This window comes from Candidatus Aquicultor secundus, from assembly GCF_002791875.1.
In the GTDB taxonomy this organism is placed as follows: domain Bacteria; phylum Actinomycetota; class Aquicultoria; order Aquicultorales; family Aquicultoraceae; genus Aquicultor_A; species Aquicultor_A secundus.
The window spans coordinates 2724-2986 of the sequence record NZ_PFNG01000207.1; the positions used below are offsets into that span (position 1 = coordinate 2724).

General features: G+C 40.3%; 1 protein-coding gene. It reads left to right on the forward strand.

Annotated elements, in window-relative coordinates; all coding sequences use genetic code 11:
• Positions 1–11 precede the first annotated feature (11 nt).
• Positions 12–263 (forward strand): HigA family addiction module antitoxin (locus COY37_RS08845; protein WP_502693753.1); only part of this gene is annotated, 252 nt, incomplete at its 3' end.

Genomic DNA, 263 nt, shown 5'->3' on the forward strand with positions numbered 1-263 from the left:
GCAACGAAAAAATTAAACCTATTCACCCAGGAGAAATATTACTTGAAGAATTTCTCAAACCAATGGGGATTAGTCAGTATCGTTTGGCTAAGGATATCAATGTGTCACCGCGCCGTATTAATGAGATTGTCCATGGCAAGCGATCGATTAGCGTAGATACAGCTTTAAGATTATCTCGATATTTCAGCTTGTCTGAGCGTTTCTGGCTTAATCTGCAAACACGCTACGATATCGAGGTACAGAAGGACAAGCTAGAAAAACGT